We start from the raw sequence: 24,497 nt of genomic DNA on the forward strand, positions 1-24,497 counted from the left end.
TAACCTTGAACCACTCAAGGTGTCAGCCACGTCAACGCTATTTTTTGTGCTTTATTGTGTATACTGTCTGGCACCAATCAGCATTAGGAATAGTCATGGCAACGAAAGCAGTAAATGCAAAATCAAGAAAGCTTGAGGCGAGAGTTCCACATGATATTGCTGAAGCAATGGAAAAAGTAAAAGAGCCGGATGAAAGCACAGGGCAATTTATCGTTTCTGCCATGCAAGGTGAGATCAAACGCCGCCAGCGCAAGCAGCCTAAAGATGAATCTTAAGGCTGAGTGTGGTTGCGGGTAATGTAATCTGTACGGACTAGAGCTTAAGCTAGCGGTCAGAGGAGAACATTACAACAATTCAAGAAAACCTTATAGCAGGCACTGCTCCGAATTGTTTGGATTATCGGTAATTATTTAGTATCGAAAATCTTATTATTATACTAGATAAGGAATAAATCATGGAGTTTTCAACAATGATCGCTGAGTTGTGGGATGGATATAAAAACTCCGTTGGACCGATTGTAGGACTGTTCAATCTTGCTGGCGCCATGCTAACCGCTGCTGTTTTAATTTATACAGCTAGAGCTGCAAATGCTGCCAGAAACAGTACAAAAGTCGCTCAATCGGCTCTCACGCATACTGAAAGCAATGCGCGACGGGATGAATTTACACGTCATTTTAGCCTATTGTTGGAACAACATAACACTCAACTGGATACGGTAAAAGCATATCTTGACGGTGCAGATGGTTCCGCACTATTGATGCAACTCAATGGAACGATTGGTCACTTCGAAGCATTTAATAAACTTAGTGGGCACAGCGTGATTAGCCCTTATATGCGGGTTCTATATCACTTACTTAAATTTGTTGATAAGGACTTTTATAAAGATGATGCAGGTATTGAGGGTAAAAGGAAATATACTTCGCTTGTACGATCTCTCATCCGCAATGATATTTTATATTTAATAGCAGTAAATGCTAGTTATGTTTTTGAGAATAATGTTGAAAATCAATATGCTGGCTACCAACGCCTCCTTAATAAATTTAATTTCTTTGAACATGCACTTTTCCTCAATGTTACTACTAAAAATGAATTTTCAGGATCTGAGAAATTAAAAAAATTATACGACGAGATAAAATTCGCACTAACTGACAAATTTAACTATATCCTTAGGAAGGATAAAGATTCATATCGTGATATTAATGAGATTCGCTTTCCCCTGCCATTAATTATTTCATGTATTTTTGATAATCCTCTGAGAGAGCAATCCATAAAAAACCTCAAAGAAGCGCCTATCGATGTATTGATAATTTTCTCCCAAGTCAAGGATTTTTACACCATTATAAATAAAAAGGAATTTGGATATTATTTTTCAAAATTTCAGGATTGTCACATTTTAAATTTAGACCATGATTTTGATATTAATAGAAATAATAACATCACGCAGAAAAATCTTGATTCATATCCTAAGATCAGTAATGACTACATACTTAAATCACTTGAGATCCTTAAAAAAGAGAATAATTTAGATACCCAGAATAATTATTATTGTAAAATCTATAATGAAAAAAAATCCGTTATATATAACTCTAACGATTTTGAAAATACCTGTCGCGAGTATTTAAGCTGGGTACAACATTTTTCGGATATTGAGGATGGAAAATATCAGTCGGAGATAGATTCCGAGGCAGCACGTTGGACTTCATATAGTGAAGCAACGTTTAGTCAGAGAGTTGTATGAAGAATGTGTCCGTTTATCACTCCACCCAACCATCAAACTTAGCCGCCCGACCACAAAACACAGCCAGCTTGAGCATCAACTATTTCAAAGCACCTCAACCAGCTCAAACTCTTCAAACACCAGCAGCATATCTGGGGCGAAGGTGCCTTCTCGTTCGAAAAACTCCTGATGTGCTTGCTGCCAGAAAGCCAGACTTTTGTCTCCTTCGCCCTCTTTCGCCGCCATCTCAGTCGTCACATCGCAATAGCGCACCAGCGTTAACGAGCGCGTCCGAATTACGCATGAGGGCTGTCCGGCTCCGTCCAGAATGATGTTGTAATCGCCGACCTGTGGCGAAGGTTCACTTTTGAACGCGTGATACGAGCCACAGCTCGCCGTTTTATGCCCTTCCCGCACCAGTTGCAGCAGCTCATCCGCCAGCTCGGTGCTGTCGCCAAATGACCAGCGCAGCGCGTCTGGGTACTTTTCCAATCCTTGTCTATCGCTCATCAGTTTCCTCTATTTATACGGATATGATTGCTTTCTTCTCTCACGCCATCATAGCCGTAAAGAGGCGATCAGGTAATATCCACTTCCACCCAGAGTGCCGCATGGTCGGACGCCGCTGTGTCCCATGATGTCACTTCGGGTAGCGGTGTAACGGGTTCAGCGCCCTCTTTGGCGGTAATCTTGTCGATATTATAGATGCCTCGACGTTCGACGCCCCATTCCACTACCGCCTGATGCAACGGTGCAGACAAGAATATGTAGTCCAGTTGATTTAACCGAGCACCTTTCTTGCCGCCAGCAAAATAGTAGGTGTAACGCTCTTTTTCGGGTCGTTCAGGATCAATAACGGGATGTAGATCCGACAGAGAAAACAGCGGAGCCAAACTTTGCCAAGGATTTGACGAATCCTCGTTCAAATCGCCGAGAATCACCACGTAATCTTTCTTGAGATCGTAAGTCTGTTGGACAATCTCTGCGACACGTTCGGATTGGTCTCGGCGCTTCTGCGCGCCACGCTGTCGCTCTTGTTCTGTTTGACCGCTTTGGCTTTTGAAATGGTTACACAGAATATAAATCGGCTGTTTGAGGCCAGCATCCAGCGTGACTTCAAGGCAATCACGGCTAAATACGGGGTCAAACTGCTTTCCGGCGTCAAAAATATGGGTGCGTAGCTGGGCGATTCGATAACGCGTCAGGCAGGCAACATCAATGCCGCGTGGGTCATTCGGGCTGTCGATCATAACGAACTGACTAAATTTCTTTTTCCCGAGTACCTGACTGTTGAAATCCCGTAATACATCCATGTTTTCAACTTCAACGGCGCACAGGATGTCGGCGTTAAGCAGGTTAATAATCTTGCCCGTGTTCTTGCGCTGTTGGCTGCTGAATTCCTGCGATTTAAACACAATTTCACCGATCCAATCTCCACGACCACGGCAGCTTTTATTGATCCTGAAACCCGTACCAGCCTCCTCCTTTTTCCATCTCCCCAACGTGCCTGCGTCGGTACGGATATCAATATAAGGCCGGAGTGCGATAGAAAGACGGAACACCTGATCCTTCAAGGCATCATCGTATTGGGGCTGTTCGAGAAGCAGCTGGAGCTGCCTGACCTGTTCCAATAAGGCATCGATTTGCTGGGAATCGGGGAGATTGAGAATCGCGGTGCGATGGAACAGGTTCTCAACGTTATAACTGGCGATACGGATCTTCATTGTTGTCTCCTGCTGGGTAGTGGCAAAAGCAATGATGTCCTTTGAGAATAGAAGCCCATTGTGACAGTTGGGTAACATTTACGGCAGCAGCAGACTTTTTCTATCGTTCTTTCGCACAAGATGGTTAAAACCTGGCAAGCGCACTATATTCACTACAATTCACGACAAACGACGTTCAGGACTATATTCACTTCTGATATAAATCATCACACAACGTGATTTATAAACAGATGTGTTGTCGCGTAGATTCATTATTAACAAAAGTTATAAGCACATCGCTGCACACCACTCACAGGAATTCATAATGAAAAAAATACGTTTTGCTTTACTGACCAGCGCCTTGCTTGCTACCAGCGTATTCGCTCATGCAGATGACCTTAGCGCCATCAAGTCCGCAGGGGTTATCAAGTTCGGTACAGAAGGCACCTACGCGCCTTACACCTATCATGATAAATCAGGGCAACTGGTTGGCTTCGATGTGGACGTTGGTCGCGCGGTAGCAGAAAAACTCGGTGTGAAAGCCCAGTTCATTGAAGGACGTTGGGACGGTTTAATCGCCGGTATTGATGCCAAGCGCTACGATGCGGTCATCAATCAGGTTGGCGTAACCAAAGAACGTCAGGTCAAGTATGATTTCTCCAAGCCTTATATCGACTCCAAAGCCGTGCTGGTTGTCCGTGGTGATAACACCGCCATCAAGGATTTCAGCGATCTGAAAGGCAAAAAATCGGCCCAAAGCCTGACCAGTAATTACTCTAAACAAGCCACCAGCTACGGTGCGGAAATTGTACCAACGGATGGTTTTAATCAGTCTCTGGATCTGGTTCTTAGCGGCCGTGCCGACGCCACGCTAAACGATAATCTGTCCTTCCTGGATTTTAAAAAGCATAAGCCAGATGCCAACGTGAAGATTGCCGCGACCTCAAAGGACGGCGAACCTTCCGCTATTCTGGTGCGTAAAGATCAGGCTCCACTGGTGGAAGCATTGAATAAAGCTCTGGATGAAATCAAAGCTGACGGCACCTATAAAACGATATCTGTGCGATACTTCGGGGAGGATGTTTCTCAATAATCGCACTGTTACCAGAGCGCGTTGTTATCAATGCAGTTGTTATCAATGTCATTGTTATCAGCGCGCGCTGTGATTAGCGCCTATCGTTATCGGAGCTCGTTTTCATGCCGCCTTGGCTACAACTCATGGCAGACTCTTTCTGGAGTCTGCTGTCTGCGGGACTGAAATTTACCGTCCCTCTGGCTATCCTGTCTTTCATCTTTGGCCTAGCTCTCGGCATTCTCATCGCGCTGGTTCGCCTCTATGGCCCAAAGCCGCTGAAATGGCTGGGTGATTTCTACGTTTGGGTCATTCGTGGCACACCGTTGCTGGTGCAGCTTTTCCTGATTTTTTATGGGCTGCCCAGCGCAGGTATTACTCTTGATGCCTTCCCGGCGGCACTTATTGGTTTCACCGTCAGTGTGGGGGCCTATAGCTCGGAGATCGTCCGTGGGGCAATCTTATCAGTCCCGAAAGGCCAATGGAGTGCCGCCTATTCTCTCGGCATGAATGGCAGGCAGGCGATTCGTTGGGTCATCTTCCCCCAATCCGTTTTCGTTTCGCTACCGCCGCTCTCCAATACGTTTATTTCCTTAATCAAGGATACGTCGCTAGCCGCCGTCATCACCGTGCCAGAGATGTTTTTATCCGCTCAGCGTATCGTTTCCGTTACCTATGAACCTCTGATTCTGTATGTCGAGGCTGCGCTGATTTATCTGATGTTCAGCACGGTGCTGAGCCAATTACAGGTTAAGCTCGAAAAGTATTATCAGCGCCACATCACACACTAACGTTTTCTACATCAGCCCATGCCATGCGCTGGGCTGATGACGTTATTACGCCCCCATTGCTCCCTGCTTAACCGGCAATCCCACACCTAAAAATACGCAAACAGACTGAAGATGCCCGCCCTCTCTATTTTGACGCACTAAAATAGGGCGCATTGCCCTCGTTGCATTTGTCACGGTGCGCGCATACCTAATTAGAAGTACCCACTTAGATCAATAACCATTCCATTTCGTCTTCATTATCAAGCAAATAGAAAACTGGCATTTTATTTGCTTTGCTCTGCTTACGTCGGCATACCGACAGACAGGTATGGTGCACCTTATTGTGCGCCGCAACACAACTGTGTACTGCAACAACAGCAGATAACTCTAGACGCTAGGATGATTATGAAAAGAATAGTGATTTCTACTCTGGTTGCTGGCGCGTCACTCTTTGCCGCCATCAACCAAGCCCATGCTGGTGCAACGCTGGACGCCATTCAGAAGAAAGGATTTGTGCAATGTGGTATCAGTGATGGCTTACCCGGCTTTTCCTATGCAGACGCCAGTGGCAAATACTCCGGTATTGACGTTGACGTGTGCCGCGGTCTTGCCGCTGCTGTATTCGGTGATGCCAATAAAGTCAAATACACGCCGCTGACGGCGAAAGAGCGCTTCACCGCACTGCAATCCGGCGAAGTTGACGTGCTGTCGCGCAACACCACCTGGACCTCCTCTCGTGACGGCGGAATGGGTATGCTCTTTACTGGCGTAACCTACTACGACGGTATTGGCTTCCTGACACATAACAAAGCGGGCTTAACCAGTGCAAAAGAGCTGGATGGCGCAACCGTTTGTATTCAGGCCGGAACCGATACCGAGCTGAACGTCGCGGACTACTTCAAAACGCATAAAATGCAGTACACCCCCGTCACGTTCGACCGCTCTGATGAAAGTGCCAAAGCGCTGGAGTCTGGCCGTTGCGATACGCTGGCATCAGACCAGTCACAGCTGTATGCACTGCGTATCAAGCTGAGCAAACCTGCTGAATTCATCGTTCTGCCAGAAGTGATTTCCAAAGAACCTCTGGGCCCAGTCGTACGCCGTGGTGATGAAGAGTGGTTCTCTATCGTCCGCTGGACGCTGTTCGCCATGCTGAATGCTGAAGAGATGGGCGTGACCTCGAAAAACGTCGATCAACTGGCAGCAAAACCGGCTACACCAGATATGTCTCACCTGCTTGGTCATGAAGGCAGCTACGGCAAAGATCTCAAACTACCGAATGATTGGGCATTCAAAATCATCAAACAGGTCGGTAACTACGGCGAAATCTTTGAACGTAATGTCGGTATGGGCAGCGAGCTGAAAATTAAGCGTGGCCTGAACGAACTGTGGAACAAAGGCGGGATCCAGTACGCGCCAGCGGTACGTTAATTATCAGAACAACTTGGGCGCAGTGTATTGCTGCGCCCCTCAGTGCCCCCGTATCGAGGTTCCAGCATGCTACAACGCCCAACCGTAAAAGGTGATTTATCACTGACGAATCCAGCGGTGCGCGCCTGGCTGTATCAAATTGTCGTTGTTATCGCTGTATTGTCTGTCGCAGCCTACCTGTTGCACAACACTGTGACCAATCTGGCACAAAGGGGCATTACCTCTGGCTTCGATTTTCTGAATAAAAGCGCCGGCTTTGGCATCGTCCAACACCTGATTGACTATCAACAGGGTGACACCTACGCCCGCGTGTTTCTTGTTGGGCTATTCAACACGCTTTTGGTTTCGGCATTGTGCATCGTGTTTGCTTCTATTCTCGGCTTTACCATCGGTCTTGCTCGGCTATCCGATAACTGGCTATTAAGGAAAATATCCAACATTTACATCGAGATATTCCGTAATATTCCGCCGTTATTGCAGATCTTCTTCTGGTATTTTGCCGTATTGCGAAATCTGCCTGGCCCGCGCCAGTCCATCAGTGCATTTGATATCGCGTTCCTCAGCAACCGAGGCTTTTATCTGCCATCCCCAGAGATGGGACCGGGCACCGCTGCGTTTTTTCTTTCTCTACTGATCACGCTGGTGGTGGCATGGAGCCTCTTTCGGCGTAATCAACGCTATCACGCGTTAACCGGTCAGGCGCGTAGAACCTGGCCACTGACGTTGGGCTTGTTGCTTGTCCTGTGCGCGCTCAGCCATCTGATTTTCGGCCCTGCTTTTCACTGGAATGTACCGGAATTAAAAGGATTCAATTTCCGCGGCGGTATGGTGTTGATCCCTGAACTAGCTGCATTGACGGTTGCGCTCTCGGTCTATACCTCATCATTTATCGCCGAGATTATTCGTTCTGGTATCCAATCAGTTTCCTACGGTCAACATGAGGCAGCGCGTTCTCTCGGCTTACCCAATCCCGTTACGCTACGTAAAGTCATCCTCCCGCAAGCGTTACGCGTCATCATTCCACCGCTGACCAGCCAGTATCTTAACATCGTGAAAAACTCATCATTGGCGGCTGCCATTGGCTATCCCGATATGGTGTCACTATTCGCGGGAACCGTGTTGAATCAGACGGGCCAGGCTATCGAAACCATCGCCATTACCATGTCGGTCTACCTCATTATCAGCCTGCTGATCTCGCTGTTAATGAATCTGTATAACCGAAGAATCGCGTTAGTCGAACGCTAAGAGGACGTCATGACGATGAATCATTATACGCAAAACCGTCAGCCGCCTCTGCTCAAAGCCATGCAGTGGGCACGACGTAATCTCTTCTCAAGTATTAGCAATAGCCTGTTAACACTGTTTTGCCTCTGGCTATTGTGGGTTGCCATACCGCCGCTGCTCAACTGGGCAATTTTTCAGGCTAACTGGATTGGCACAACTCGTAATGACTGTACGCGTGATGGCGCATGCTGGGTCTTCATTCATGCCAGATTTGGTCATTTCATGTATGGGCTGTATCCAGCAACAGAAGTCTGGCGCATTAACTTTGCACTCACTATCGGGCTGCTTAGTATCCTGCCGATGTTCCTGAAAACCATTCCCTATCGCGGACGTTACATTGCCGTCTGGACAGTGGCTTACCCACTCATCGCCTGGTGGCTACTTTACGGTGGTTTTGGCGGGCTCAGTCGAGTGGAAACGTATCAGTGGGGCGGGTTAACGTTAACGCTGATTATCGCCGCGGTGGGTATCGCCGGTGCGCTGCCGCTTGGCATCTTGCTCGCATTAGGCCGCCGTTCCACGCTACCGATTGTCCGTATGCTGTCCGTTGTATTCATCGAATTCTGGCGTGGCGTACCGTTAATCACCGTGCTTTTCATGTCATCCGTGATGCTGCCGTTGTTTTTAACGGAAGGCACCACTATCGACAAACTGCTCAGGGCATTAGTTGGCGTGATTTTATTCCAATCAGCTTATGTCGCCGAGGTGGTTCGCGGTGGTTTGCAGGCACTTCCTAAAGGACAGTATGAAGCCGCTGAATCCTTAGGCTTAGGCTATTGGCGTATGCAGGGGCTGGTCATCCTTCCCCAAGCGCTGAAAATGGTTATCCCAGGTCTAGTGAATACGATCATTTCTCTCTTTAAAGACACGAGTCTGGTCATCATCATCGGCCTTTTCGATCTCTTCAGCAGTATCCAGCAGGCAACCGTCGACCCCACATGGCTGGGTATGTCGACAGAAGGTTACGTTTTTGCCGCCATGGTCTACTGGATTTTCTGTTTCAGCATGTCGCGCTATAGCCAACATCTGGAAAATCGTTTTAACACTGGACACAAGTCACACTGAGGCCATCCATGAATCAGACTGCATTAACTCAATCAACCGATCACATGATTACCTTAGAGAATGTGAATAAGTGGTACGGACAATTTCATGTACTGAAAGACATCAATTTGCAGGTCAGACAAGGGGAAAGAATTGTGCTCTGTGGCCCGTCCGGCTCAGGTAAATCAACCACCATACGCTGCATTAATCATCTCGAAGAACATCAGCAGGGACGGATTGTTGTCGACGGCATTGAATTGAATAATGATTTACGCAACATCGAAAAAGTTCGTACCGAAGTTGGCATGGTGTTTCAGCACTTCAATCTTTTCCCGCACTTAACTGTATTGCAGAACTGCACGCTGGCACCATGCTGGGTACGCCACACGCCGAAAAAAGAAGCAGAAGAGCTAGCCATGCACTATCTGGAACGCGTACGCATCGCCGCACATGCCCATAAGTTCCCGGGACAGCTATCTGGAGGCCAACAACAGCGCGTAGCCATCGCGCGTTCGCTGTGTATGAAGCCTAAGATTATGTTGTTCGACGAACCGACGTCTGCACTGGATCCTGAAATGGTGAAAGAAGTGCTGGATACCATGCTGGGGCTGGCACAAGATGGAATGACGATGCTGTGCGTAACGCACGAAATGGGATTCGCTAAAACTGTCGCTGACAGAGTGATCTTTATGGATCAGGGTGAGATCGTAGAGCAAGCACCACCGGATATCTTCTTTTCTAGCCCTCGCTCAGAGCGCACGCAGTCATTTCTTTCACAAATTCTGCACTAATCCAGAACAATCAGCCTGCGTATCTGCGCAGGCTTTCTCCTGCATCACCATTATGATGGTTCTCACAGTTCGCACTGTAGAGCAGACGATCATTCATACCAAATCATTGAGTAATGTCGGGCAGAAAACAATTTCCGCATCCCCAAGAACCGTCCTTACATCGCATAACATCATACTCTCAGCGGAGAGCGACTGAGAGATACATAGATATGCTCTCCCATCCCCCCAGATTCTCCATAGCAAAAAGCCCCTGTCTTTCGACAGAGGCTTTCCACGTATTTAATGCCTGGCAGTTCCCTACTCTCACATGGGGAGACCCCACACTACCATCGGCGCTACGGCGTTTCACTTCTGAGTTCGGCATGGGGTCAGGTGGGACCACCGCGCTATCGCCGCCAGGCAAATTCTGTTTCATCCCAACCGTTATGCACTGCTTACGCGCTCGCACAACCATCAGAACCAATCTTTGAACAAGCTGAATTTCGTTTTATATGAGTCTTTCATCACACCAAAACATCTTCGGTGTTGTAAGGTTAAGCCTCTCGGGTCATTAGTACTGGTTAGCTCAACGTATCGCTACGCTTACACACCCAGCCTATCTACGTCGTCGTCTTCAACGGCCCTTCAGGGGCATCTAGTGCCCAGGGAAGACTCATCTCGAGGCAAGTTTCCCGCTTAGATGCTTTCAGCGGTTATCTCTTCCGCACTTAGCTACCGGGCAATGCAATTGGCATCACAACCCGTACACCAGTGGTGCGTTCACTCCGGTCCTCTCGTACTAGGAGCAACCCCTCTCAATCTTCCAACGCCCACGGCAGATAGGGACCGAACTGTCTCACGACGTTCTAAACCCAGCTCGCGTACCACTTTAAATGGCGAACAGCCATACCCTTGGGACCTACTTCAGCCCCAGGATGTGATGAGCCGACATCGAGGTGCCAAACACCGCCGTCGATATGAACTCTTGGGCGGTATCAGCCTGTTATCCCCGGAGTACCTTTTATCCGTTGAGCGATGGCCCTTCCATTCAGAACCACCGGATCACTAAGACCTGCTTTCGCACCTGCTCGAGCTGTCACTCTCGCAGTCAAGCTAGCTTATGCCTTTGCACTAACCTCCTGATGTCCGACCAGGATTAGCTAACCTTCGTGCTCCTCCGTTACTCTTTGGGAGGAGACCGCCCCAGTCAAACTACCCACCAGACACTGTCCGCAACCCGGATTACGGGTCTACGTTAGAACATCAAACATTAAAGGGTGGTATTTCAAGGTTGGCTCCACAAGAACTGGCGTCCTCGCTTCAAAGCCTCCCACCTATCCTACACATCAAGGCTCAAGGTTCAGTGTCAAGCTATAGTAAAGGTTCACGGGGTCTTTCCGTCTTGCCGCGGGTACACTGCATCTTCACAGCGAGTTCAATTTCACTGAGTCTCGGGTGGAGACAGCCTGGCCATCATTACGCCATTCGTGCAGGTCGGAACTTACCCGACAAGGAATTTCGCTACCTTAGGACCGTTATAGTTACGGCCGCCGTTTACCGGGGCTTCGATCAAGAGCTTCGCCTTGCGGCTGACCCCATCAATTAACCTTCCGGCACCGGGCAGGCGTCACACCGTATACGTCCACTTTCGTGTTTGCACAGTGCTGTGTTTTTATTAAACAGTTGCAGCCAGCTGGTATCTGCGACTCCCGCCAGCTCCATCCGCAAGGGACTTCACCGACAGGAGCGTGCCTTCTCCCGAAGTTACGGCACCATTTTGCCTAGTTCCTTCACCCGAGTTCTCTCAAGCGCCTGAGTATTCTCTACCTGACCACCTGTGTCGGTTTGGGGTACGATTTGATGTTACCTGGAGCTTAGAGGCTTTTCCTGGAAGCGTAGCATCGGTTACTTCATCACCGTAGTGACTCGTCATCACGCCTCAGTGTTAACAATGACCCGGATTTACCTAAGTCATCCACCTTCACGCTTAAACCGGGACAACCGTCGCCCGGATAACCTAGCTTTCTCCGTCCCCCCTTCGCAGTAACACCGAGTACAGGAATATTAACCTGTTTCCCATCGACTACGCTTTTCAGCCTCGCCTTAGGGGTCGACTCACCCTGCCCCGATTAACGTTGGACAGGAACCCTTGGTCTTCCGGCGTGCGGGTTTTTCACCCGCATTATCGTTACTTATGTCAGCATTCGCACTTCTGATACCTCCAGCAACCCTCACAGGCCACCTTCAACGGCTTACAGAACGCTCCCCTACCCAACAACACCTAAGTGTCGCTGCCGCAGCTTCGGTGCATGGTTTAGCCCCGTTACATCTTCCGCGCAGGCCGACTCGACCAGTGAGCTATTACGCTTTCTTTAAATGATGGCTGCTTCTAAGCCAACATCCTGGCTGTCTGTGCCTTCCCACATCGTTTCCCACTTAACCATGACTTTGGGACCTTAGCTGGCGGTCTGGGTTGTTTCCCTCTTCACGACGAACGTTAGCACCCGCCGTGTGTCTCCCGTGATAACATTCTTCGGTATTCGTAGTTTGCATCGGGTTGGTAAGTCGGGATGACCCCCTAGCCGAAACAGTGCTCTACCCCCGAAGATGAGTTCACGAGGCGCTACCTAAATAGCTTTCGGGGAGAACCAGCTATCTCCCGGTTTGATTGGCCTTTCACCCCCAGCCACAAGTCATCCGCTAATTTTTCAACATTAGTCGGTTCGGTCCTCCAGTTAGTGTTACCCAACCTTCAACCTGCCCATGGCTAGATCACCGGGTTTCGGGTCTATACCCTGCAACTTAACGCCCAGTTAAGACTCGGTTTCCCTGCGGCTCCCCTATACGGTTAACCTTGCTACAGAATATAAGTCGCTGACCCATTATACAAAAGGTACGCAGTCACCCAACTAGTAGGCTCCCACTGCTTGTACGTACACGGTTTCAGGTTCTATTTCACTCCCCTCGCCGGGGTTCTTTTCGCCTTTCCCTCACGGTACTGGTTCACTATCGGTCAGTCAGGAGTATTTAGCCTTGGAGGATGGTCCCCCCATATTCAGACAGGATGTCACGTGTCCCGCCCTACTCATCGAACTCACAACTTGTGCATTTTTGTGTACGGGACTATCACCCTTTACTGTGCGACTTTCCAGACGCTTCCACTAACACACAAACTGATTCAGGTTCTGGGCTCCTCCCCGTTCGCTCGCCGCTACTAGGGGAATCTCGGTTGATTTCTTTTCCTCGGGGTACTGAGATGTTTCAGTTCCCCCGGTTCGCCTCATGACACTATGTATTCATGTCATGATAATGTGTCGAAACACATTGGGTTTCCCCATTCGGGTATCGTCGGGTATAACGCTTCATATCAGCTTACCGACGCTTATCGCAGATTAGCACGCCCTTCATCGCCTCTGACTGCCTAGGCATCCACCGTGTACGCTTAGTCGCTTAACCTCACAACCCGAAGATGTTTCTTTCGATTCATCATCGCGCTGCGATTATTTGAGAGACTCATTGACAGACTGACTCATCACGACCTACCCGAAGGCAGTCCTGTATGTTCAGCTGTCATGTTTCAATTTTCAGCTTGTTCCAGATTGTTAAAGAGCAAAACATCGCAGTGCACCCAAACAGGTACACTCTGATGTTTTTTATCATACCGAGTAGTGATGGTGGAGCTATGCGGGATCGAACCGCAGACCTCCTGCGTGCAAGGCAGGCGCTCTCCCAGCTGAGCTATAACCCCGTCTCTACTTACAGTTACCTTAGATACCACTCACGGAAGAGTTGGTAGGCCTGAGTGGACTTGAACCACCGACCTCACCCTTATCAGGGGTGCGCTCTAACCACCTGAGCTACAAGCCTATTAAGGTATTTCTGCTCGTTATTTTCATCAGACAATCTGTGTGAGCACTTCACGTAACACACATCTTTTTTTGGTAAGGAGGTGATCCAACCGCAGGTTCCCCTACGGTTACCTTGTTACGACTTCACCCCAGTCATGAATCACAAAGTGGTAAGCGCCCTCCCGAAGGTTAAGCTACCTACTTCTTTTGCAACCCACTCCCATGGTGTGACGGGCGGTGTGTACAAGGCCCGGGAACGTATTCACCGTAGCATTCTGATCTACGATTACTAGCGATTCCGACTTCATGGAGTCGAGTTGCAGACTCCAATCCGGACTACGACGTACTTTATGAGGTCCGCTTGCTCTCGCGAGGTCGCTTCTCTTTGTATACGCCATTGTAGCACGTGTGTAGCCCTACTCGTAAGGGCCATGATGACTTGACGTCATCCCCACCTTCCTCCGGTTTATCACCGGCAGTCTCCTTTGAGTTCCCACCATTACGTGCTGGCAACAAAGGATAAGGGTTGCGCTCGTTGCGGGACTTAACCCAACATTTCACAACACGAGCTGACGACAGCCATGCAGCACCTGTCTCAGAGTTCCCGAAGGCACTAAGCTATCTCTAGCAAATTCTCTGGATGTCAAGAGTAGGTAAGGTTCTTCGCGTTGCATCGAATTAAACCACATGCTCCACCGCTTGTGCGGGCCCCCGTCAATTCATTTGAGTTTTAACCTTGCGGCCGTACTCCCCAGGCGGTCGACTTAACGCGTTAGCTCCGGAAGCCACGCCTCAAGGGCACAACCTCCAAGTCGACATCGTTTACAGCGTGGACTACCAGGGTATCTAATCCTGTTTGCTCCCCACGCTTTCGCACCTGAGCGTCAGTCTTTGTCCAGGGGGCCGCCTTCGCCACCGGTATTCCTCCAGATCTCTACGCATTTCACCGCTACACCTGGAATTCTACCCCCCTCTACAAGACTCTAGCCTGTCAGTTTTGAATGCAGTTCCCAGGTTAAGCCCGGGGATTTCACATCCAACTTAACAGACCGCCTGCGTGCGCTTTACGCCCAGTCATTCCGATTAACGCTTGCACCCTCCGTATTACCGCGGCTGCTGGCACGGAGTTAGCCGGTGCTTCTTCTGCGGGTAACGTCAATCAGCAAGGTTATTAACCTTACTGCCTTCCTCCCCGCTGAAAGTGCTTTACAACCCGAAGGCCTTCTTCACACACGCGGCATGGCTGCATCAGGCTTGCGCCCATTGTGCAATATTCCCCACTGCTGCCTCCCGTAGGAGTCTGGACCGTGTCTCAGTTCCAGTGTGGCTGGTCATCCTCTCAGACCAGCTAGGGATCGTCGCCTAGGTGGGCCATTACCCCGCCTACTAGCTAATCCCATCTGGGCACATCTGATGGCAAGAGGCCCGAAGGTCCCCCTCTTTGGTCCGAAGACGTTATGCGGTATTAGCTACCGTTTCCAGTAGTTATCCCCCTCCATCAGGCAGTTTCCCAGACATTACTCACCCGTCCGCCGCTCGTCACCCGAAGAGCAAGCTCTTCTGTGCTACCGCTCGACTTGCATGTGTTAGGCCTGCCGCCAGCGTTCAATCTGAGCCATGATCAAACTCTTCAATTTAAGATTTGTTTGATTTGCTGAACTCGTCAGCGATGCTCAAAGAATTAAAACTGTTTATTCGTAATGAATTTCACTGTTGTTCACTCTTCAAGACTTTTTATATCGTTAAGATACGGTCTTGTGAGTGCCCACACAGATTGTCTGATTATATTGTTAAAGAGCAGTGCGTTGCGGTCTTATCCGCTTCGCGAGGTGGCGTATGTTACGCTTATCACCTTCAGAGTCAACGTTTATTTTAAAGCGTTTTCTCTTTCTTTATCAACCCGGTTGTGTGTTCACATCGCCGTGTTGATGGAGGCGCATTATAGGGACTTCTCGACCTGCCGCAATAGGTATTTTAAAGAAAAATGACTGTTTGCTGCATTCCACAGCAAAACCCCGCCTTATACCTATTTTTGCACAAACTTATCCACAGAAAGCATTCTACTCAAAAATTGACGAGCATCACGCAAACGTTTTCGCTACAATTCCCCCCGTTCAAAATCGTCGTGTTTTTGCGAACGCTAACTGAATATTTCTCTTTATTCCGCAATTATTGCTCTGACAAAGACGATATTCACATACCGTTCTTTACTGACTACCCAAATCCAGGGGATAACATCATCATGCAACAACGCCGTCCAATTCGCCGCGCTCTGCTCAGCGTTTCTGACAAAGCAGGTATTGTCGAATTTGCTCAAGCTCTGTCCCACCGTGGCGTCGAGCTCCTTTCAACCGGAGGAACCGCCCGTTTGCTGGCCGATGCTGGCTTAGCGGTGACAGAAGTCTCTGACTACACCGGTTTCCCGGAAATGATGGATGGGCGTGTAAAGACCCTGCACCCGAAAGTACACGGCGGCATTCTGGGACGACGCGATCAAGATGATGCGATCATGGCGCAGCACGACATCAAACCCATTGATATCGTCGTTGTGAATTTGTATCCGTTCGCTCAGACCGTCGCCCGTGAGAACTGCACATTAGAAGATGCCGTTGAGAACATCGATATCGGCGGCCCGACGATGGTGCGCTCCGCCGCCAAGAACCATAAAGATGTGGCTATCGTGGTCAAGAGCAGCGACTACAGCACTATTATTAATGAAATCGACGCCAACGAAGGTTCATTGACCTACGAAACCCGTTTCGATTTAGCCATTAAAGCCTTTGAGCATACTGCTGCTTACGACAGTATGATTGCCAACTACTTTGGCGCACTGGTTCCGCCTTACCACGGTGATACCGATAAACCATCTGGCCACTTCCCGCGCACGCTGAACCTGAACTACATCAAAAAGCAGGACATGCGCTACGGCGAGAACAGTCATCAGCAAGCTGCCTTCTATATAGAAGAGAATATTCACGAGGCTTCTGTCGCCACCTCTATACAGTTACAAGGCAAAGCACTGTCTTATAACAACATCGCCGATACCGATGCGGCGCTGGAATGTGTGAAAGAATTTCCCGAACCAGCCTGCGTTATCGTTAAACACGCGAACCCGTGCGGCGTAGCAATTGGCGGTTCAATTCTTGATGCTTACGAGCGCGCCTATAAAACCGACCCGACATCGGCATTCGGCGGCATTATCGCCTTCAACCGCGAACTGGATGAAGAAACGGCACAGGCCATCATCAGCCGTCAGTTTGTCGAAGTCATTATTGCGCCATCCGCTAGTGATGCTGCATTGAAGGTGACCGCAGCCAAACAAAACGTACGCGTCCTGACCAGCGGTAGCTGGCAGCAACGCGTCCCGGCTCTGGACTTCAAACGCGTCAACGGCGGTTTGCTGGTACAGGATCGCGATTTGGGTATGGTCGATGCGTCTCAACTGCGTGTCGTGACCGAGCGCCAGCCGAGCGAGCAGGAATTACGCGATGCGCTCTTCTGCTGGAAAGTGGCTAAATTCGTTAAATCCAATGCGATCGTGTACGCACGCGACAACATGACCATCGGGATAGGTGCTGGTCAGATGAGCCGCGTTTACTCAGCGAAAATCGCTGGTATCAAAGCGGGCGATGAAGGGCTGGAAGTAAAAGGTTCCGCCATGGCCTCTGATGCATTTTTCCCATTCCGTGATGGTATTGATGCTGCCGCGGCCGTTGGCATTACCTGTGTGATCCAACCGGGCGGATCTATTCGTGATGATGAAGTTATTGCTGCCGCTAACGAACACGGCATTGCGATGATCTTTACCGACATGCGCCACTTCCGCCATTAATTCTGGAGCTGACCGAAATGAACATTTTAGTAATTGGTAATGGCGGACGCGAACACGCACTGGCCTGGAAAGCCTCCCAGTCACCGCTGGCGAAACAGGTTTATGTTGCTCCAGGAAACGCGGGCACCGCACTTGAGCCAGCGCTGACCAACGTTGATATCGCCGCAACCGATGTTCCAGCGTTAGTCGCCTTTGCTCAGGAAAACCAGATCGATTTAACCATCGTGGGTCCAGAAACACCGTTAGTTATCGGTGTTGTGGATGCGTTTCAGAGTGCAGGTCTAAAAATCTTTGGCCCGTCGCAGGCCGCCGCGCAATTAGAAGGCTCGAAAGCCTTTACTAAAGATTTTCTGGCACGCCATAACATCCCGTCGGCGGAATACCAGAATTTTACCGAAGTGGAACCCGCGCTGGCCTATGTACGCAGCAAAGGTGCACCTATCGTCATCAAGGCGGATGGGTTAGCCGCTGGTAAGGGCGTGATTGTCGCGATGACGTTGCAGGAAGCGGAAAACGCCATTCAGGATATGCTGGCAGGTAATGCATTCGGCGATGCTGGACACCGTATCGTGGTGGAAGAGTTCCTTGATGGCGAAGAAGCCAGCTTCATCGTTATGGTGGACGGCAAGAACGTGTTGCCAATGGCAACCAGCCAAGATCATAAACGCGTTGGGGATAAAGATACGGGCCCGAATACTGGTGGTATGGGCGCTTATTCGCCAGCACCGGTCGTGACCGATGAAATCCACCAGCGAGTGATGGATCAGGTAATTTGGCCGACCGTGAACGGCATGGCCGCAGAGGGAAATACCTATGTCGGTTTCCTGTATGCCGGTCTGATGATTTCTGCCGATGGCCAGCCAAAAGTGATCGAATTCAACTGTCGCTTTGGCGATCCAGAAACACAGCCAATTATGCTGCGCCTGCGCTCCGATCTGGTGGAACTGTGTCTGGCAGGCTGTGACGGCACGCTGGATCAGAAAGACTCAGTCTGGGATGAGCGTCCGTCTCTGGGCGTGGTATTGGCGGCGGGTGGTTATCCGGCTGATTACAATACGGGCGATGTTATTTCTGGTCTACCGCAGCAGGATGCCGAAGATGGCAAAGTTTTCCATGCTGGCACCAAACTGAATGGAATTAATGTCGTTACCAACGGCGGTCGGGTACTGTGTGTCACAGCATTGGGTAACACCGTGGCTGAAGCACAACAGCGCGCGTATGAAATAGCAGCAGGTATTCAGTGGCAAGGGGTATTCTGTCGCAAAGACATCGGCTACCGCGCCATTGAACGCGAGCAAGCCTAATAAGCGATGATCCGATAAACGATTGTCTGATAAATACTGAAGCCCGGAGAAATCCGGGTTTTTATAGTCAGGCTTTTATATACCCTAAATAATTCGAGTTTCCGGACAAAACGTTAGCGTTTTGAACAACGCAAAGCGTTGGCCCGCAAGGGCGAGGCTCATTTATGAGTCTCGTAATGCGGCAAGAGAGGGAATCCCGATGAGCTTACTCAAGTAAGTGATTCGGGTGAGTGACAAATCTGCCAAAAGCAGATTTGAACGCTGCTTGCAGCGGCCCCAAAGGGGCGAGGCACACGCAAGTGTGTCGAGTAGAGCAGCCAACGCACATGCAACTTGAAGTATGACGGGTATAGCTATGGCTGCCACTGGCAGACATCATCTTCCACCACCAGCAATAGCTGAGTTCCTTCTGGTGCTTCCAGCCACGCTACGTTTAGCGGACGCGTTGCATGCGATTTTTGCTGCGCAATCCATTCACGCGAGTCTCTGTCAAAATCAGGGCGAACTACCGTACCGTCACAAGACTGAACCTGCCCTTCCAGCCATTTCCCTTGCTTCAGCATCACTTTGCCTGCACGCAGGACATCACTCAATTCCAGCATGCGTTTAGCATCAAACTGGTAGAGTGCGACATCATCATCGGAAACCGATTCACGTCTTTCAGCCAGTTGCCGCTGCATAAAGCTGACGGTTCCATCTTCAGCAAAGCGCAAACGCATATCTTCTTGTTGCGTCCCGAGCTGATTACGCTGTATCTCGCGTAGCTTATCCTGCTGGAACGTATAGCGAGTCACCACCAAAGCATTACCCTGAAGCGGGTTATACACGGTGGTCAGCGCCGTCGTATTCTGCGCATCATCTTTACGCCACAAACGCACGATACCGCGATCGGCTACGTAACCGCTGGAGAAAACTTCCGGCGGTGCGGTGCGGCTACTGCAGGCCACTACAGCGATAAGTACGAGACCTGCGCCACACCAACGTCGTAAAAGCAAAAGGGGCGAAACCGCCCCTCTGCTTAAACTTTTAACCGGCATGAGCTTATTTAACAGCGTCTTTCAGAGCCTTGCCAGAAACAAACGCTGGCACATTGGCAGCAGCAATTTTGATTTCTTTACCGGTTTGTGGGTTGCGGCCAGTGCGCTCATTACGATGGTTGACTTTAAACGTACCAAAACCAACTAATTGTACTGCATCACCTTCTTTCAGAGACTCGGTAATTGCCGCCAAAGTTGATTCCAGAGCTGCTTTAGCCTGTGCTTTTGACAGATCAGCTTTGTCCGCAATTACATCAATCAGTTGAGTCTTATTCATAAGTTATCCTTACAGTGTGTTTATCGCTTGCTAAGCATCGAGTGCGACGGATATGCCCTTTCCCGTTTTAGGGTGTAATAGCACTCTCCTGCATACACGCACCGACAGCCACTTTTTTTACGCCCCCCAAATGTAGACCAGACAGGGTGCGAATGTGAAGCCTTAAGACAGGCCATTTCAGGCCTTAAATCACGTTTTATCGCGTTATTGATGCAAATTTATCCCGATGTTACTACTTCCGGCCTCGCGCAGATCGGAACGGAGCCCTTTGATCAGCTCAATGTCGCGTTCTTCACAGGCCGCCAACAGGCGAAAAATCTCCCATTGGATATCCCATTCCTCTTCAATCGCAGGCAAAACTTTTAGCTCATCGTCGGTCATTTCTTTGCCAGCCTGCGTCATTTCCAACATAGCAACCGTACGGATAGACGCTTCGCTGATGGCTATCGCATGTTCGAGCGTTTCACCGCTTAAACGCGAATGAATCAGCTCGCCCAGCGCGATACAGGCATCAATAGCAGGGTAGACGCCATAAAGATCGTAATCTTCAGCAGCAGGAACCGCTTCTTCCAGCTTTTCCAACTGGCTATCGAAATTGACCTTCGCATCTTTAACAACCAATGTTTCCCATACCAGATCGAGAATGCGGCGGTAAACCATCGCGTCGCCGAATTCTGTTTGACGACAAAATTCGTGGTAATTTGGATACATACGTTCACAAAGGCATGCCATGAAAGTGACATGTTGCCAGCTCGCCAGCTTTTCCAGACGTAAATGAATGGGGTTACGTAACATTTTTATGCTCATTAACGGCGACGGACGGCAGTGTACCTGAAATCACAGTGACGCCCTATGCCTGAATTCCTAAAGTTTTACGACAATACGTTAGCCGCTTGCTGCCGTTGCCAACGCACAAATGCGGGACGATTTGATGCGACGGCATCAGCCCAGCGGGTCGGCTCCGGTAAACGGTAGCCGCGCATGCAAGATTGTACCCAGTGCAATGCACTATCCTGACTGACTCGATGCCCTGTCGCCACAAACAGCGGATTACAGCGCGCTTTGCTGCGCCATACCCAACCAATCTGCTCGCCCTTATCCAGCAAGGGTTGCTGGCTGCCGACGCTCTCCGCCAACGGCTCAAACCGGCCACAAAGCCGACTTTTCGCCACACCAATCGTGGGCACATCAACCAACAGACCAAAATGACTGGCAACGCCGAGACGACGCGGATGAGAAATCCCATGTCCATCAACAAACAGCAAATCCGGCTTCTGTTCAAGCAACGCCCATGCGGCTAACAGCCCAGGACATTCACGAAACGAAAGAAAACCGGGAATATAGGGCATCGTCGTGCTGATACGCGCAATCTTGTATTCTACCAGTTCCAACGAAGGATAGCGCATTACCGCAATAGCGGCGCGAGTTACCGAACCTTCTTGTTCAAAGCCAACATCCGCACCCGCGATAAGTGCAGGCTGTTCAAACGGTAAATCGTCGTGCCGAATCACATCAGAAGCGCGAGCCAACTGCTCAGCTCGCAGCCGTTGTGTATCAATCACATCACCTCCTGTGAATTATGCGTGATAAGCGCGGGACAACCGATGCACCGCCTCAACAAAAACGCCAGCATGCTCCGGCGGCACGTCCTGATGGATGCCGTGACCCAGATTGAAAACGTGTCCATTACCTTGCCCAAATTCGGCGAGGATCGATGCAACTTCCTGTTCGATCCGTGCCGGATCGGCATACAGCATAGAGGGATCCATATTTCCCTGTAGTGCAACTTTATCACCGACGCGACGACGCGCATCGGCAATATCACTCGTCCAGTCCAGCCCCAGCGCGTCACAGCCTGTTTCTGCCATCGCCTCCAGCCACTGGCCTCCGCCTTTGGTAAAAAGCGTCACTGGCACACGGCGGCCTTCGTTCTCACGCTGTAAACCATCAACGATCTTATGCATGTAATGCAGAGAGAATTCTTTATAATCACGCCCGCTCAATGCGCCGCCCCAGGTATCGAATACCATGACTGCCTGCGCGCCTGCGCGAATCTGCGCGTTGAGATAAAGAATGACGCTATCAGCCAGCTTATCCAGCAACAGGTGCAGCGTTTTAGGCTCAGCGAACATCATTTTCTTGATGACGGTAAACGCTTTGCTACTGCCGCCTTCAACCATATAGGTCGCCAGCGTCCACGGGCTACCCGAGAAGCCAATGAGCGGCACTTCACCAGCTAGGTTTTTACGGATCGTCCGCACCGCGTTCATCACATAGCCGAGTTCCTGCTCGGGGTCGAGAACCGGCAGTTTAACCACATCGGCATGAGACGTGATGGGAGAACTAAAACGTGGGCCTTCCCCTGCTTCAAAATAGAGACCTAAACCCATGGCATCTGGGATGGTCAGGATATCGGAGAACAGGATCGCTGCATCCAACGCATAGCGCCGTAAAGGTTGTAACGTGACTTCACAAGCCAGCTCTGCGTTTTTACACAGCGACATAAAATCACCAGCCTGCGCGCGCGTTGCCTTATATTCCGGCAGATAACGCCCCGCCTGACGCATCATCCACACTGGAGTAACATCAACAGGTTGGCGCAGTAATGCCCGCAAATAGCGATCGTTTTTCAGATCAGTCATGTTATTTTCCTTTCAGCCTCACGGCGGTTTGACACCGGATAGATGGGTTGAAGCAGATGCGTTATGACGCGAGCACTTTGTCCACGCGAGTCATTGATGGCGCAAATAGTACCACGTCAGCCTTCGTTCTCGTGATAAGCACGGCACAACACCACCGTATCTTCGATAAGCCGACGTGCCACGGTACCCGGCGGGGGCAGCTGCGGGAGCTGGTCATAGCGGAACCAGCCTGCGTCACGCAACTCTTTCGGATCGTGCTTGATTTCTCCACCCGCATAATCGGCCATAAACGCCATCATCAGCGAATGCGGGAATGGCCAAGGCTGTGAACTCACGTAACGCAGGTTTTTTATCTGGATTTGGCTCTCTTCCATTACCTCACGTACGACCGTCTGCTCCAGCGTTTCACCGACTTCTACAAACCCAGCCAGCACGGTGTACATGTTTCCGCGATGCCGATTGTGCTGCGCCAGCAAAATTTCCTCACCACGGCGAATCGCAACGATGATGCAAGGCGCGATCTGCGGGTAATAGCGCTCTTTGCAGTGGTGACATAAGCATGCCAGCTCCGTTTTACTCCATACCATTTCATGACCACAGTAACCGCAAAAACGATGAGAGCGATAGAACTCAGCCAACTGTACGCCTCGCCCCGCCAGTTGGAATAAGCTCACATCCTGATCGAGCAGTTGGCGGACCGATGCCATATCGGAATCCCGTCCCTGACACACCAGCCAGACAGGCTGCCCTTGCCATTCACCGATTTGACGAGCCACTTTCCCCTGCAAAGCCCACGCTATAGCCGTTCCGTGCGGCAATTCCCCCTGAGGTAGCCAGATTTGTACCGCATCGCTAACCACCCACCAGCCGGTTTCATCACCTTTTAGCGTCTGTTCCATATCTTTTTATTGCTCCACTGCCACTTCACTGGCATTTTACATTCAGAGTGATTACATAAGTTTTATAACTGGGATTTCAGTTATTTCTTACCGTTCACGGAGTCAACAATGCTAAACCAGCTACAAAGTCTGACTGAATACGTTGGTGGCAATAATGCGTTAATCGACCAATGGCTACAAGCGCGTAAGCAGCTTCTGGTGGCTTACTATCATCTGGTTGGCATCAAGCCGAACAAGGAAGCGCTTTCTCTTTTGGATGAAGAGGCATTGGATAATTTTTGCCAGAATCTGGTGGACTATCTTTCTACCGGCCACTTTCATTTATATGAAAAAATGCTGCATGAAGCAGCGACTCACAGCGAACAAGTATTAGCGCTTTCCACCCAGCTTGACCTCGCCCTGCAGAATAATACGCAGCAAATCATGACGTTTTACGATAGCCATCTGGCGGCCGCCATCGACCATGATAATTGCCTCGAATTCCAACAGGCACTCTCCAGCGTCGGCGAGGCATTAGAAGAGCGTTTTACGTTAGAAGACAACATGATCAAGCAAGTTTACGATCACTAGCCGTCATTTGACGTTATTTAAGAACATCATCACACGCTATACAGATAAAAGCGGCACGCTTTGACATCCGCGTTTTGCCGTCATACAGTGTAGGGGTTTTATTGACCCGTCTAACAGACGGGCAAATCTTGTCGGAGTGCCTAGCGTGCTTGTGTTTCGTTTTTACGAAACCTATAAGCGCACAGGCTGAGACCGTTAATTCGGGATCCGCGGAACCTGATCGGGTTAATACCTGCGAAGGGAACAAGAGTAATGCGCCTCATTGAGCCCAAGGCTGTGTATTTCTACATACCTGCT

The 24,497-nt window shown here is 49.9% G+C and carries 19 protein-coding genes, 2 tRNA genes, 3 rRNA genes and 1 riboswitch; of the genes, 11 read left to right on the forward strand and 13 right to left on the reverse strand.

Annotated elements, in window-relative coordinates; all coding sequences use genetic code 11:
- Positions 1–95 precede the first annotated feature (95 nt).
- Both DUT67_RS20690 and DUT67_RS20695 read left to right on the forward strand, forming a co-directional pair.
- Positions 96–275 (forward strand): YlcI/YnfO family protein, encoded by a 180-nt coding sequence (locus tag DUT67_RS20690; RefSeq protein WP_039556291.1) that lies wholly within the window; start codon positions 96–98, stop codon positions 273–275.
- A gap of 179 nt (positions 276–454) precedes the next feature.
- Complete coding sequence (locus DUT67_RS20695; protein WP_113626518.1) at positions 455–1,738, forward strand: putative phage abortive infection protein; 1,284 nt, start codon at positions 455–457, stop codon at positions 1,736–1,738.
- An 84-nt stretch (positions 1,739–1,822) separates the two neighbouring features.
- On the opposite strand, the gene DUT67_RS20700 is transcribed toward DUT67_RS20695, so the two are convergent.
- Positions 1,823–2,227 carry an ASCH domain-containing protein gene (locus DUT67_RS20700; protein ID WP_113632235.1) on the reverse strand — a complete coding sequence of 135 codons (405 nt, stop codon included), beginning with the start codon at positions 2,225–2,227 and terminating at the stop codon, positions 1,823–1,825.
- Between the two features lie 68 nt (positions 2,228–2,295).
- Complete coding sequence (locus DUT67_RS20705) at positions 2,296–3,441, reverse strand: endonuclease/exonuclease/phosphatase family protein (protein WP_113632236.1); 1,146 nt, start codon at positions 3,439–3,441, stop codon at positions 2,296–2,298.
- A 304-nt stretch (positions 3,442–3,745) separates the two neighbouring features.
- Here DUT67_RS20705 and DUT67_RS20710 point away from each other — a divergent pair, with 304 nt between their 5' ends.
- From DUT67_RS20710 to DUT67_RS20735, 6 genes are all read left to right on the forward strand, one after another.
- The gene (locus tag DUT67_RS20710; RefSeq protein WP_005975330.1) at positions 3,746–4,513 is read left to right on the forward strand and encodes an amino acid ABC transporter substrate-binding protein; all 768 of its coding nucleotides are present in this window, start codon (positions 3,746–3,748) and stop codon (positions 4,511–4,513) included.
- Between the two features lie 104 nt (positions 4,514–4,617).
- On the forward strand, positions 4,618–5,283 hold the full coding sequence (locus DUT67_RS20715; protein ID WP_005975327.1) for an amino acid ABC transporter permease: 666 nt from the start codon (positions 4,618–4,620) through the stop codon (positions 5,281–5,283).
- A gap of 384 nt (positions 5,284–5,667) precedes the next feature.
- On the forward strand, positions 5,668–6,693 hold the full coding sequence (locus DUT67_RS20720) for an amino acid ABC transporter substrate-binding protein (RefSeq protein WP_113626521.1): 1,026 nt from the start codon (positions 5,668–5,670) through the stop codon (positions 6,691–6,693).
- Between the two features lie 66 nt (positions 6,694–6,759).
- Positions 6,760–7,938, forward strand: coding sequence for an amino acid ABC transporter permease (locus DUT67_RS20725; protein WP_113626522.1), 1,179 nt, complete (start codon positions 6,760–6,762; stop codon positions 7,936–7,938).
- Positions 7,939–7,947: 9 nt separating this feature from the next.
- Positions 7,948–9,042 carry an amino acid ABC transporter permease gene (locus DUT67_RS20730; protein WP_113626523.1) on the forward strand — a complete coding sequence of 365 codons (1,095 nt, stop codon included), beginning with the start codon at positions 7,948–7,950 and terminating at the stop codon, positions 9,040–9,042.
- An 8-nt stretch (positions 9,043–9,050) separates the two neighbouring features.
- Complete coding sequence (locus DUT67_RS20735) at positions 9,051–9,812, forward strand: amino acid ABC transporter ATP-binding protein (RefSeq protein ID WP_039325148.1); 762 nt, start codon at positions 9,051–9,053, stop codon at positions 9,810–9,812.
- Positions 9,813–10,096: 284 nt separating this feature from the next.
- Here the strand turns inward: DUT67_RS20735 and rrf are convergent.
- The 5 genes from rrf to DUT67_RS20760 form a co-directional block, all read right to left on the reverse strand.
- Positions 10,097–10,212: ribosomal RNA gene (rrf, locus tag DUT67_RS20740) — 5S ribosomal RNA — on the reverse strand.
- 129 nt (positions 10,213–10,341) lie between these two features.
- Positions 10,342–13,247, reverse strand: a 23S ribosomal RNA gene (locus DUT67_RS20745).
- Between the two features lie 216 nt (positions 13,248–13,463).
- Positions 13,464–13,539, reverse strand: a tRNA-Ala gene (locus tag DUT67_RS20750).
- Between the two features lie 42 nt (positions 13,540–13,581).
- Positions 13,582–13,658, reverse strand: a tRNA-Ile gene (locus tag DUT67_RS20755).
- 75 nt (positions 13,659–13,733) lie between these two features.
- Positions 13,734–15,276, reverse strand: a 16S ribosomal RNA gene (locus DUT67_RS20760).
- Together the 16S, 23S and 5S rRNA genes with 2 tRNA genes alongside form the textbook arrangement of a ribosomal RNA operon.
- A gap of 605 nt (positions 15,277–15,881) precedes the next feature.
- Here DUT67_RS20760 and purH point away from each other — a divergent pair.
- Both purH and purD read left to right on the forward strand, forming a co-directional pair.
- Positions 15,882–17,471, forward strand: a complete 1,590-nt coding sequence (purH, locus tag DUT67_RS20765; protein ID WP_113633043.1) for a bifunctional phosphoribosylaminoimidazolecarboxamide formyltransferase/IMP cyclohydrolase — start codon at positions 15,882–15,884, stop codon at positions 17,469–17,471.
- A gap of 17 nt (positions 17,472–17,488) precedes the next feature.
- Complete coding sequence (purD, locus tag DUT67_RS20770; RefSeq protein WP_113633042.1) at positions 17,489–18,775, forward strand: phosphoribosylamine--glycine ligase; 1,287 nt, start codon at positions 17,489–17,491, stop codon at positions 18,773–18,775.
- Between the two features lie 353 nt (positions 18,776–19,128).
- Here purD and DUT67_RS20775 read toward each other — a convergent pair whose 3' ends face one another.
- The 6 genes from DUT67_RS20775 to nudC all read right to left on the reverse strand — a co-directional run bounded on the left by DUT67_RS20775 (position 19,129) and on the right by nudC (position 23,630).
- Positions 19,129–19,812 (reverse strand): DUF1481 domain-containing protein, encoded by a 684-nt coding sequence (locus DUT67_RS20775; RefSeq protein WP_113633040.1) that lies wholly within the window; start codon positions 19,810–19,812, stop codon positions 19,129–19,131.
- 4 nt (positions 19,813–19,816) lie between these two features.
- Positions 19,817–20,089, reverse strand: a complete 273-nt coding sequence (gene hupA / locus DUT67_RS20780; protein WP_005970302.1) for a nucleoid-associated protein HU-alpha — start codon at positions 20,087–20,089, stop codon at positions 19,817–19,819.
- Positions 20,090–20,293: 204 nt separating this feature from the next.
- Positions 20,294–20,884, reverse strand: a complete 591-nt coding sequence (locus DUT67_RS20785; protein ID WP_048258323.1) for a YjaG family protein — start codon at positions 20,882–20,884, stop codon at positions 20,294–20,296.
- Between the two features lie 77 nt (positions 20,885–20,961).
- Positions 20,962–21,651 carry a deoxyribonuclease V gene (gene nfi / locus DUT67_RS20790; protein ID WP_113633039.1) on the reverse strand — a complete coding sequence of 230 codons (690 nt, stop codon included), beginning with the start codon at positions 21,649–21,651 and terminating at the stop codon, positions 20,962–20,964.
- A 15-nt stretch (positions 21,652–21,666) separates the two neighbouring features.
- Entirely contained in the window at positions 21,667–22,731 is a 1,065-nt protein-coding gene (gene hemE / locus DUT67_RS20795) for a uroporphyrinogen decarboxylase (protein WP_113627913.1), read from the reverse strand.
- Between the two features lie 116 nt (positions 22,732–22,847).
- Positions 22,848–23,630, reverse strand: coding sequence for an NAD(+) diphosphatase (gene nudC, locus DUT67_RS20800; protein WP_113627914.1), 783 nt, complete (start codon positions 23,628–23,630; stop codon positions 22,848–22,850).
- A gap of 108 nt (positions 23,631–23,738) precedes the next feature.
- Between nudC and DUT67_RS20805 the strand changes: the two genes are divergently transcribed.
- The gene (locus tag DUT67_RS20805) at positions 23,739–24,200 is read left to right on the forward strand and encodes an Rsd/AlgQ family anti-sigma factor (protein ID WP_048258319.1); all 462 of its coding nucleotides are present in this window, start codon (positions 23,739–23,741) and stop codon (positions 24,198–24,200) included.
- A 122-nt stretch (positions 24,201–24,322) separates the two neighbouring features.
- Positions 24,323–24,460, forward strand: a riboswitch (TPP riboswitch).
- Positions 24,461–24,497 lie beyond the last annotated feature (37 nt).

It is taken from the genome of Pectobacterium peruviense, assembly GCF_003312355.2.
GTDB classification, from domain to species: domain Bacteria; phylum Pseudomonadota; class Gammaproteobacteria; order Enterobacterales; family Enterobacteriaceae; genus Pectobacterium; species Pectobacterium peruviense.